The following is a 12,517-nucleotide window of genomic DNA, read 5'->3' on the forward strand; positions in this document are numbered from 1 at the left end:
AAATAAAAACATTCCTAAAAGTACTGTTAACAGCAGTACTTTTTTGTTTTTTTATTATGTATTTTAGTCTTTGTGGTGATTAAGTTGTAAATATTTGAATAATTTAATATTAATATAAAATATTATTAATATATTTAGGAGTGACATGTGACGCTTATTCAAAGAAGTCTTTAAGTCATTAAGTAAGAATAAAGTTGTTGTAATTGGACTAAGTATTTTAGTGTTTTTAACATCAGCTATTTTTACTTTACTATCAAGTGTTCGGAATGTGGTTGTTGGTGGATATAATAATTACAAAACTGTTTCTAAACTACATGATATTAGCGTTGACTTAAATTTACCCACACAAGGAAAAGCCTACAATCAAGGTTATATTATTAATGGCGAAACTCTGGATAATTTATCTAGGGGTCGGAATTATGAGCCAATTATTTATCGTGTAGACCAAGGAAAAATTGCACAATATTCTAAGATAGCTAATGAATACCTTGACGCTGAACGTAATATTTTAAATCTTTCAAAAGCTGATGAGTTTATTAAGTTAAGTGAGATTGGAATCACCAATCCTAGTTTTAGTGATAAATATTTTAAAAAGCTTGATTTAATTCAAATTTATGGAGCAGCAAATAGTGCTGAACAATTTAATGATGTAAAATCAGATTATATTTTTAATCTTAAAAATATTAATGATGCATATTTTAGTGTTAAAAACACTCGTAAACTACCGGTTTATATTCAAAACGGCAAAGAATTTACCCAAGTTAAAACAATTCAAACTCTTTCTGAGGATACCAAGATCTCGATAAAAAAACCAATTAGATTAGGTGATATTTTAACTCTAAAATCAATAGCCGGCAAGCAATATGCCACCCAAATTTCTGAGTTATATTTGAATGTAAAAACACGTGAAATTACATCTGATTATACATTAGGCAGAAGCTGGATTGACGAACAAAATGCGTTTATAATTACGCCATCTAGTATTGCAGGGGCGCTTGGATTTAAGAAAAATATTGAGTCACAATTATTTTATGAAGTTGATTTAAATTCACCAAAACTTAATAATTTATTTAAAAATTATAATGGCGTTGTCAGTGAAACGCTTGAATTTAAGGAATCACTATTTTTAAAAGATTTAACCGGGGATTTGATATTTGTTCCTAAAAACCAGTATTATTTACTGAGTTCTGGTCAAAAATACACTTTAAAACCTGTGTGAATTAATAATATATTTACGAGTGTGGAATTTTTAAGAAATCACTACTATACAAGTTATGTAGGCGATTTGAAAGACAAATGAACAGGTGCTTTTAAAACTTACATTGAATCATTGGGCGATCCACGCGATTTGAAACGAAAAGCTGAATGAGATAAATTAGAAACATTTGCTAACTGACGAAAAGTTAAGATTAGAGTATCGACACCATATGTTTTTGATAAAATCACTAATAAATGAGTACTTGACAGTTCTAAACAAGAAGTAGTAAGAACCGAATTACCATTAAGTACTGCATCATTTTATGCTGATATTGACAAGGTTTCACTATATACAAATGATAATCGATTTAGTCCACTTGGAAAAGCATACGCAATTGACGAATCGCAGTCAAAATCAATAATTTCAATTGAATCAGATAATTTAATTGGCAAGGCAAAAGAAGATTTTAACAAGCTTTATCTTGAAAATAAACAGTTATTACACCACACTCTAACTAATGAAAATATTTTGTCGCAAAAATATTCATTTATAAGTTCCCGTGCTTATGAAGCGACTAAAAAAGTTATTATAGATAAAATAGTTGAGAGAGTAGGTGCTGAAAACGTTGGGTTAAGACAGTCTGTCACGGTAAATGCTGTTGATGAAAAAAATGGTAAGCAAAATACTTTTCATTTTATAAATACAGGAGACCAACAGTTTAAAATCAATGGCTTAAAATTAAATGTGGGAGGGCTGTATAATGAGGTTAAGCAACCAACTGCACTTACAAAACTTTCTGAATCGTCAAATTCAATTTATACAGCGCAACAATTAAATCCTTTTGTCTCTTCCTTATTAATTCAATCTATTTTCAAAAATTTATATCCCGATCCTGACTATATAAGTCCAATTTATGATTTTGCAACAGTGCATGACACAAATCCTAATGGCTTAGATTCTAATTTAATTTATAATACCAAAATTGTTAAATTAGCTCATTATGATCCTAAAAATACAGCTAATCCAAACGGAAAATCAACAATTTATGGTGTCATTGGTTCAAACAATAAATTTAGAATTGTTGAGAAAAATATAAATGACGGAACATACAATGTTGTATATTTTCAAGAGTTTAATAACATTAGTATGGACACCGGTCTTTTAGCTAAGTTTCTTGAAAAAAATAAATTGACTATTGCAACTAACCACATTAAAACGAGTGAAGGTGGCTGAGCACTTAAAGACAATGAATTTGAAAATGTTCACTATATACCAATTTATTTCTTGGCTCCTAAAAATGAATTGATGTATGATGTTCTAAAAAACGGACGAATTGATATTTTGGCAAAAACAATTGAAAAATACTTATTAAATTCAACTTTTGTTAAATACGGTTTCATTAGTAGTACTCAAGTTTTAGATATTGGAAAAATATTAAAAAAGGTTCTGAATAAACACAATTTTGCATCGGTTTTTGCGAATGGTAAATTAAACCAAGCAATTATGCCAGAACTAATCAATGATTTTTTATATGAATTAAGTCATGATCCAAAAGGTGATTTATTAAAATATATTATTACTAACGTTATGCAACGTGCACTTGAATATGTAAGTGCTAATGGAAATATTCACAAACAAAAAGAAAAACTTGTTAAAGAGGTTGAAACCTTACTTAATACAGTTAAACAATTAACACAGATTGATATTCAAAAAATTGTTAACGCAAGAGCAATCGTTTATGCTTCTAAAAATCCAAATAAAGTCGTTGAATCGTTCATAAGAATAATTGATTCAATAAACTTTAAAAAATTCAGCGAGCAAGCAAGAGATTGATTTATAAATAACAACAATAAAGTGGTGATAAATCAAAAAACTAATGAGAAATATACAACTAAATTAAGTTCTGCTAATATCATTAAATGAGTGTTTTCGTCAATTGACCAAAAAAGGTTAAAGGACGCCCTAGTTATGCTTATTAAAAATCTAGACCTTGAATTATCTTTAAATTTAGATAACAAAGATTCTTTATTACATCAAGTATTAGGTAAATTTGCCCCGAATTTAATTCAAGCTTTAAAACCGATAATTAAAAAGATTAATAGTGGTGAAAATGGTTTAGAACCCTATTCTAATTTTAAAGAGGGTTTAATTAATATTATTAATTTAATAAATTTTGATAAGTTATATTTGGAGTTGTCAAAAGCGACAACTACTGAATTCATTGATTACCAAACTAGCGAAATTAACCCAAACACCAGTCAAAAAACCTCAAAAATACATAGAGTTTTATTGGAGAGAATTACACCGCGTGCTGGCATTAATGCATTTATAAAATCTATTTTTAGTATTCAAGGTTCAAGTCGGGTTTTCAAAGATAATTTGATTAAAATGTTTAATCTATCTGGTAAAACAAAAGAAATAAAATTGAACGGGACATCACAAGCAATATATATTCCCGATTCTGACGTAAAACGAGTATCCTTCACAGATTTTGTTGGAATATTCAATTCTTTATTGAAGGATAAAAACAGTAAAATTTTTAAAAATTATGAGTATGAACAACGACTGACAAAATTACAAAAAGAAATACAAACTGCTTCAGATTTTAATTTCAGTGTAATCTCAAATGATGGACTAGCTTTAATTTCGGAATTAAACTTGTTTAACGCAAAAACTACAAAAGAGGATGCTTTATCCAAATTGCAATCTCTTTTGGATTTTATAAAACAAACCAAAGGGGGCACCAATCCATTTGTTTCTAATGCAAATAAAACAGGAACTGACTGAATATTTGAATTAATGCGGTTTTCGGATGGTAATAGTTCATGACAATTAATTAAAAATTTGATTTCAAGTGTGACAAAACCAAAAATTACAAATGAATACTCACTAGGAGCTCAAACTTTTGATATTTATTCTCCATATATTGAGATGTTGTTAAATCCGATAGCTAATTATGTAGAGTCTTCTAAATTTGTACGCGATTTCTTAAATTTTGCATTAAAGCCTGAGATTTTGAAGTTAAGTCAAGCACGTTCCACTGCTGATAATATCCCTTTTGATAAGTCACTGAATTATTACATTACTGAATATTTGCAAAATCCTGAATTGATTACGTTATTCAGTCAAAAAGCTGACGGCAAATTCAATAATTCTTCGGTTGAAGAATTATTGAGTAAAAATCCAAAATACCGTGATTGAGTAATTCAAAATAAAAAAATATTAGAAACGCAAATTGCCTACATCGGTGCTAGTCAAAAATTTAGCTCAAATAATTCAACACAGAGAAATGGCATATATCACTATGTAATCAGTAATTTTGTTGAAAACTATTTATTAACTCCTCAGTTTTATGAAATAAGAAACTCAGCACATAAAATGTTAAAATCAATATCTCCCTCTTTTGCAGCTGAAATATTTGGGTTGTCTAAGGCATTGATAAATCCTGTCATGCGATTAGTGTTTCCAGAAGTACCATTAACATTTTTAGCTTCGCAAAAAAATGAAAAAAGCTTGTTAAATGGCAATCTTGCCTATCTAGTTTTAAATAAAATAAGTAATTTTGAGTTATTAGCACAAGAAAATAACTTAACTAACACCGCATTGAATCAAAAATTGGATGCAATATTTGCAACGGGAGACACATCTAGTAGGCCGTTAAATTTAGATAAAAATGTTAATTTAGTCATAGACGGCCCCGAAATTGAGCATCTAAGAAAAATTGCTGACACATTACCTAATGTTTTTGGTATAAATTTCTTAAAAATGATACCTGAATTAATAAATCAGATCGTGGAGCCAAAAGCAATTAAAGAAGTAGTTTTTAATTCGCCAGCAAGTTTTGTGGCAAAAGCAAACTTTGCATATTTAAGTGCCAATAATAAAGCTATTTTCAACGGAAAAATTCCACTAGATCCACTAAAAATAAGTGAATTTATCAATAATTTGGATTCAAGATACACAATTGACGTCAATGGTATTAAATTTATTATTGTCGGCGAAGAAATTAGTGTTGATTATATGTACCCGGTTATTGACGAAAATAATTTGCAAGTAAATGTTAAAAATCAAGGTTTAGTTTATGTAAATCAATATGGATTTGCTCGAATTAAACTTGCTTATTCAGGGAATGTTGTTAAACAAGCACTTTTAGTTAAAAATAATGGAACAGCATCCGACACCGATTTGAAAAAAGAAATTACAAAAATTGTAGACGACTCAATAAGTGATTCGAATAATCTACAACGTGTATTTTTAGCGAACGAACTAGATCCGATTAACCCTGAGCGTGCTCTTCGTTTAAGTACGGTTGATTCAATTATTAATATTATTTCAGTAGCAACAATTATATTGTTAATCGTCTTTACCCTTGTAGTTGGTGTTTCGATTGTATTTATTATTAAGCGTTATATTTCAAATAAAAACAAGGTACTGGGAATTCTTGTTTCACAAGGCTACACAGCTAGCCAGATCGCTTTATCGCTGACTGTATTCGCTCTTGTTACCTCAATTATAGGGGGAGTGATGGGTTATACAATCGGTAATAGTTTGCAATTAACCTTGTTAAATGTTTTTGGAAGTTATTGAACGTTACCGAAGGAAACGATTAGTTTTGATTGAATTTCAATGGTTGTTACTGTGTTTATGCCGTTTATGGGTATGAGTTTATTAATTTATCTTGTATCGTTAATTTCATTACGTCATAGCCCAGTGCAACTAATGAGTGGATCAATTAATATTCCGACATCTAAATTTGCGTCAAATTACAGTAAATTTACTAAAAAATCGAATGTTAAAGGTCGCTTTTCATTTATGCTATTTATTAGCAACTTTTGAAAATTGATTGCGTTTGGCATAAGCGCTTTATTAACTGCATCAGCAACTATTTTTGGAATGGTAACTAATAATATTTTTAGCAAAACTGTAAATAATACTTACCAAAATAGACATTACACTTTTAAGGTTGATATGGAAACTCCGACAAGAGAAGGAGGGCCATATAAACTTTACAGCCCACAAAACCTGAACAAAAATATCTATACGCCGATTGGTTTATCAATAGAATCGCAACGAGAAGCCAATGACTTCTTTAAGCCGGGTTATTCTTCAATCGTGAATGCAGAAGGGCATAATGGAATTAAAAAACCTACTGATTCGTGATATGATTCACACGTTTTAACGCAATTTTCAGCTTCGATTAAGGTTGATGCTGGTGTTTCGGCAGATCCGTGGTTAGTTGCCTATAATTCAATGCCCGATTCACAAAAAGCTAAAATAGACAAATCAAGAGATAAAGTGGGTATTTTACTTGAACGAACACAACAAAAAAACGGAGCGCAGTTCATTATAGATCCACAGACCAAGTATATTTCACTTGTTGATGAAAAAGGTCAAAAACTAGATTTCTTTAAATATTATCGTTCCCCATTTGATAAACAAGGTAAATTTGTTTGAGCTCATTGAAGTGGTACAGATTATGAAATGAGGCAAATCACTACTGAGCGAAAAATAAGAGCCCAATACCGTAAATTCTTAGTTGAAGGATATGCTGATTTGGATAAAAAAATTAAAGCTGAAAAAGAGAATCCAAAACTTATTAAGCATGCTCCAAATGGTATTGAACAAGATCGAATTCACATGAATTATTGACTTGAAGATCCAGGCCCTATTTATGGTCCGACTATTAATGATTACTTTATTAGTTTTGGCGGAGTCTATTTTGAGAATTCTCATGATGAAGTTTATACATACATTCAGTCGAAATATAATGGTAAAGATATTAAAATTTATGGATACCAGAATAATTCTCCTTATGTAAAATTGTCAAATATTTATAATCAAGATTTAATGAAGAAAATGTACAATTTCAGTAAAAATTCAGTATTTCCACTGGTAATTAATGAAGTTGCAGCCAAAAGATATTCATTAAAAGTCGGTGACCAAATAGACCTAGAAATAAACAACCACGTTGATAGGTACCAAAATAAATTATTGAATTTAGCAGGGATAAAAACGCAAACGGTTAAACCAGCTAAATTTGAGGTTATCGGGATAAATCAAACTTTTATTAATAATGAATTTATAACAAGGTATGACGTGGCAAATGAAGTTATTGGATTTAATTCTTTAAATCTTCCGAATGATTTTGTTAAATTTAACGGAGTTTTAACAAATAATAATTATCCATTACAGGTAACTAATTCTACAGGTTTATATTCTAAGAGTGGATATTGATCGGGAATTGATAGTTTTGATACTGAAACAGCTTCTATTGAAAGTATGCGGGCAATGTTTGATCAGATATACCACCCACAAAACGGCGTAATTGCCAAATCGTTAGCCGGCATTAAATCACAACAAGAAATAGATAATATTATTATTAAAATCCTTGATAAAAACCAAGTCCAGTTTAATCAAAATGTTTATGATTCAATTCGTGAACAACCAAAAGAAGCGATAGTTAAATATGCACAAATTTACAACGATAAGTTGTATGTTGCATTGCCAACCACAATCGATTCTAAGGATATTGAGTCAGGTTTTGCTATTCAAGTAGGTGAAACAATTCAAACTATAACGGTGGCAATAATTGCGTTAAGCTTCTCAATTTCATTGATTATTTTGATAATTATGTCAACAATCATGATTGGCGAAAATCAAAAAAACATTGCAATTTGATCAATACAAGGATACAATCAAAAAGAAAAAATCAAGATGTACTTTAGTGTGTATATTCCGTTTATTCTATTTGCTATCATTTTAGCGATACCACTAGTGCTATTTATTAAATATTTATTTACCGCTGCATTATTAGGTTTTACAGGTGTTGCGTTAGTATTTCATATAAATATTTGACATATATTATTAACAACATTGTTGTTAATTGCGATATTTATTGTTACATCATTTACAATTTGAATTACGATTAATAAAATGAAACCTGTTGACTTGCTGAAAGGAAAATAATGAGTAAAAAGACTGAAAAAAGACTGAAAAAACTTAAAGATAGCAATCTTTCAGTTGAAGAAAAATCATTAATAACCTTGCAATCTCAAACCTCTGAGTATGTTGTTGAAACTAAGGTTAATAAAAATAATATTTTTGATGTTATAGACGCAAGCGGGAGTGCTCGCAATATAATTGCACCAAGAAGTGTTTGTTCTTACATTAAGCGTATTGCATCAAAAAAACGTCGGAAAGATGGAGGAGAATTAGCTAAAAATAGTGGCGATAATATTATTGAAGTTAAAAATGTGAGTAAATATTATGTAACTGGCCAAACTATAACCAAAGTTTTAAGTCATATTGATATTGAAATTAAGCAAGGAGAAATAGTACTTATCTTAGGTGTTAGTGGTGGTGGTAAATCAACATTATTAAACTTAATTTCAGGATTAGATCGCCCTACGTTAGGTGATGTTATAGTTGATAATATGAATTTCCCTTATTATTCTGATCGTGCATTGACAAAGTTTAGACGTGATAAAGTGAGCTTTATATTTCAAAACTATAATCTCTTAGAAAATCTAAACGCCTTTGACAATGTTATGACGGGAGTTTGATTGCAAAAAGACAAAAAAAGACGTCTAAATTTAGAAGAGTTGTTTAATCGCTATGAAATGGCGGAAGAAATTAATAAATTTCCTCCACAGATGTCTGGCGGGCAACAACAAAGAGTTTCGATTATGAGAGCTTTAGCAAAAAATGCACCAATAATCTTCGCTGACGAGCCAACAGGGGCATTAGACGAAAAAACCACTAGAATAGTCTTAAACTCTCTATATAAAGCTAACAGAGAATGGAACACAACAGTAGTAATGGTAAGTCATAATCCGGCGATGAGTGCAATGTGCCATCGTATTATTAATATTGATAAAGGTATAATAAAAAGTGTTGAGATTAATAAAAATCCGCTTCATCCAGATCAAATTGGATTATACAATGAATAAAAAAAGCGTTTTACGCTTTTTTTGTTTTGAAAAATAAACAATAATTTAGTACCCAGTCGGTGACGGTAAGTTAAAGATTTATGGGTAGAGCAAAATGTATTGTAACATCGTTTACGATATTTGGTTTCATTAGTTGTCATTTCCAGAAAATTCATTGAAAAACACATTTTTGTTTATAGTCAATACTCCGTATTGATAATCGACAAACAACAGCTGTTATTTTCATAATACTTCCGGTTGATATATAAATCTCTTGTCTTAAATGTAAAATACCCTTGATATAAATTTCACGGTCATTAATATTTTCTGTGAACTTAAGCACACAAGAAGAAAACGGAAATTGCATTTTCAACATCAACAGTTCGGATTTATCCAGCAAAATCATAAATTTAATCAAATAAATACCTGTGTATTTCAGCAAGAGACTCAAAAGTTTATTGTTTTTTTACTAACCTTTCAGTCTTAGCCAATTCTGCGAATCAGTAATACCGAGTTTATTTTTGTTGTGCATCTGATTTAAAGTTTTTCGCATCATCAGTTGGAATAATATATTTATTAGGCCATCTTATGAAACCCATTTTTAATCAAGTGGAAATGAGTTTTTTTTGAGATTTAGCACTATTACCATTATTAATTTTGCGAGTAATCACTAGTAATAAAGCATTCACCACAAAAAAGTAAATTGCTCAAAAATTACACATACCCAAAAGAACTGCGAATACTATATTCGTAGGTGTTGCACCTCCTTTGGTAAAAGAATATAAAATAATACAAAAAACAAATCCAAACAAAAAAGCTATTAAACCTGTTGATTGCATTGTGATAGTAGAACGGCTTTTTAGTAACGGATAGTTTTTGTCTAAAACTTTTTCTCAAATAGATAATTTATCTTCAAATGAATATTTTTTCATATATACCTGCTTAGTCGTAAGTGACATTTTTTAATTCGCGTGTTCAATTTAAAAAGTATTTATAAACTTTGGATAAATCGGGTTTATTGTTTAGTTTAAAGTTTTTATTTAATGCAATTAAGTTAAATATATTGTGTTTATCGACCTCTGTTAATTTATCGTATATACTGATATCAATATTGAAATGGTCAAGAAATTTCTCTGGGTAATATTGGTGAATAATATCCAGAAAGCTATATGCTAAAAACATTATTGGAAATATTTTAGTCTCGATTGAACCTATCATTGCAAGTTTTGTTGCGGCTTGTTGGTTATCCTGTTTTGGTATTAATATTCCTGGTGTATCCATAAAGTAAAAATTATCAACTGAAACTCATTGTTTCGCTTTTGTAACTCCCGGATAATTTGCTACTTTTAGTGATTTTTTTTGAATAATTAAGTTTATTAATGTACTTTTACCTGCATTTGGCACACCAACAACAAAAGCCTTAATTTTTGTATTTAATAAACCTTTTTCTTTATCTTTTAAAATTTTAGGATTCATTATTTTTTGCATTTGTTTAATAATTACTGAACGAGAACTTTGCTTCCTTAGATCAAGTCAAAGCAAAGTCGAACCTTTAAAGCGAGCTTGAATCATGCTTTTTTTGTTTAAATCCATCATATCAGATTTAGTTATTATAAATAGCCTTGGTTTTTGTGGAGCAATTGAGTCAAAATCCTCATTGTAACTACTTATTGGGCACCGAGCATCAAGAACAATGATGAAAATATCAGCAAGATTTGCATTTTGTTTAATTTCCCGCATACCTTTTGCCATATGGCCTGGGTATCAATTGATTAAATTTTTATGTTTGTCTGATATTTTCATCTTTACCTCTCGTTGCTTAATATTGCAAGTTAATTAAGTTAATTTAGTTGTTTTTTGTTGAAATTTATATTTACTGATTGTGCTTTGTAGATTACTATTTTCAATAGTAAGATTATTTATCACATCTTTAAAGGATTTAATTTCTACCTCCATTTGATCTATGAGATTTACGAAATCATTAACTATTTCATTCATATTAGAAACGCTATATCCATTAAATTCTCTGGTAGCGCGATTAAATTTATCTATAATTTTATCTTTGTTATTCATGTTATTTCCTACTTCTATGTAATATTATTCCGGCAGCGACAGCCACATTTAAACTTTCGAAATCAATTGGAATATAAATTTTATTATCAGCATATTTATATAATTCTTCACTAACTCCGTGCCCCTCATTACCTAAAACAATAACCTTATTGTGGATTGGGAATTTAATTTTTTCAATATTTTCAGCATCGTTTGAAAGTGTAGATATGTAAATTTTATGAGTATTTTTCAGTATTTTTAATTCATCCTCAGCGTTTTTATAATTAATTATATTTATTTTAAAAATAGCACCCTGTGTAGCTCTAAGTATTTTTGGGTTGTATGTATTAATGTTGGTAAATATTGTGTCATATCCAAATGCTAAGGCAGAACGAATTATTGTCCCGATATTCCCCGGGTCTTGAACATTATCACAAAAAACTATATTTTTACCATTTTTTTTGCTTAATGGTTTAGTGATTAGAGCTACGCAACCTTGTGGGTTTGATGTAAATGTTATTTTTCTCAACACACTTTCGGTAATTTTAATGCTATTTGTAAAATTGTTTTGTGTTGTTAATTCAAAAATGTATTTTATTTTTGCACCAGAATTTATCGCTTCTTTAATGAAATTTAAACCCTCTATTACAAAATAATCTTTATCACCTTTTGCAAGTATTTTTGCTATTTTCTTGATTAAATTATTTGAAGTGCTAGAAATTATTTTATTCATTTGGATTCTCCAAAAAATGTTTTCCTTTTTGAGTCTCAAAAAAATTTAATCCATCAAAGTTTAATTGTCTCATAATTTCAAACCCTATTATACTTACACAATTAGCCAGATTCATTGAGCGCATTGCTGAGACCATCGGAATTCTTAGGCAGTTTTTAATATTTGTGCTTAGTATATTTTTATCAATCCCTGTTGACTCACGACCAAACATTACTCATATTTCACCATCAGTTTTGGCGTAGTGTTGAAAGTCAGGTTCATTATAACTTTTTAAGCCGTAACGGGTTATGTAAAATATATTCTTATCGCTGTATTTTTTAGCAAAATCTGAGTACGAAGCATGTATTTCGTGCTGAATATCACTTAAAAGTTTACCTGCCGCAGGGCGTGAAAGTTTAGTAGGTAATAGTTCAAAACCTAGTGGTTTTATAATGTGTAGTTTAGCACCTAAAGCATAACAAGTTCTGATTATATTTCCTGTATTTGGACAAATTTCTGGTTGGTATAATACAATATTTAACATTTAACCTCTATTCTTTTTATATTTTAACAAATAAGAAATGATTTAATTGTTCACAGACAAAATATTAGAAATTTAGTTTATTA

At 29.5% G+C, this 12,517-nt stretch carries 7 protein-coding genes; 2 read left to right on the plus strand and 5 right to left on the minus strand.

All coding sequences use genetic code 4. The features are described 5' to 3' along the window. Positions 1-145: 145 nt before the first annotated feature. Complete coding sequence (locus tag MCFN_RS00155; protein WP_038560940.1) at positions 146-8,164, plus strand: ABC transporter permease; 8,019 nt, start codon at positions 146-148, stop codon at positions 8,162-8,164. Continuing rightward, a complete protein-coding gene (locus tag MCFN_RS00160) occupies positions 8,164-9,147 on the plus strand; it encodes an ABC transporter ATP-binding protein (RefSeq protein WP_038560943.1) in 984 nt (327 codons plus the stop codon). The genes MCFN_RS00155 and MCFN_RS00160 overlap by 1 nt, the downstream gene beginning before the upstream one ends. Positions 9,148-9,641: 494 nt before the next feature. On the opposite strand, the gene MCFN_RS00170 is transcribed toward MCFN_RS00160, so the two are convergent. From MCFN_RS00170 to MCFN_RS00190, 5 genes are read right to left on the minus strand one after another with little or no spacing between them, the layout of a single operon-like run. Continuing rightward, a complete protein-coding gene (locus tag MCFN_RS00170) occupies positions 9,642-10,058 on the minus strand; it encodes a hypothetical protein (RefSeq protein ID WP_038560949.1) in 417 nt (138 codons plus the stop codon). A gap of 10 nt (positions 10,059-10,068) precedes the next feature. After that, positions 10,069-10,929, minus strand: coding sequence for a ribosome biogenesis GTPase YlqF (gene ylqF / locus MCFN_RS00175; protein ID WP_038560952.1), 861 nt, complete (start codon positions 10,927-10,929; stop codon positions 10,069-10,071). Positions 10,930-10,962: 33 nt separating this feature from the next. Then, positions 10,963-11,199 carry a hypothetical protein gene (locus tag MCFN_RS00180; protein ID WP_038560955.1) on the minus strand — a complete coding sequence of 79 codons (237 nt, stop codon included), beginning with the start codon at positions 11,197-11,199 and terminating at the stop codon, positions 10,963-10,965. 1 nt (position 11,200) lies between these two features. After that, positions 11,201-11,911, minus strand: a complete 711-nt coding sequence (locus MCFN_RS00185) for a TrmH family RNA methyltransferase (RefSeq protein WP_038560958.1) — start codon at positions 11,909-11,911, stop codon at positions 11,201-11,203. Next, positions 11,904-12,434, minus strand: a complete 531-nt coding sequence (locus tag MCFN_RS00190) for a tRNA (cytidine(34)-2'-O)-methyltransferase (RefSeq protein WP_038560961.1) — start codon at positions 12,432-12,434, stop codon at positions 11,904-11,906. The genes MCFN_RS00185 and MCFN_RS00190 overlap by 8 nt, the downstream gene beginning before the upstream one ends. Between the last annotated feature and the right edge of the window lie 83 nt (positions 12,435-12,517).

Source organism: Mycoplasmopsis californica (assembly GCF_000695835.1).
Taxonomy (GTDB): domain Bacteria; phylum Bacillota_I; class Bacilli_A; order Mycoplasmatales; family Metamycoplasmataceae; genus Mycoplasmopsis; species Mycoplasmopsis californica.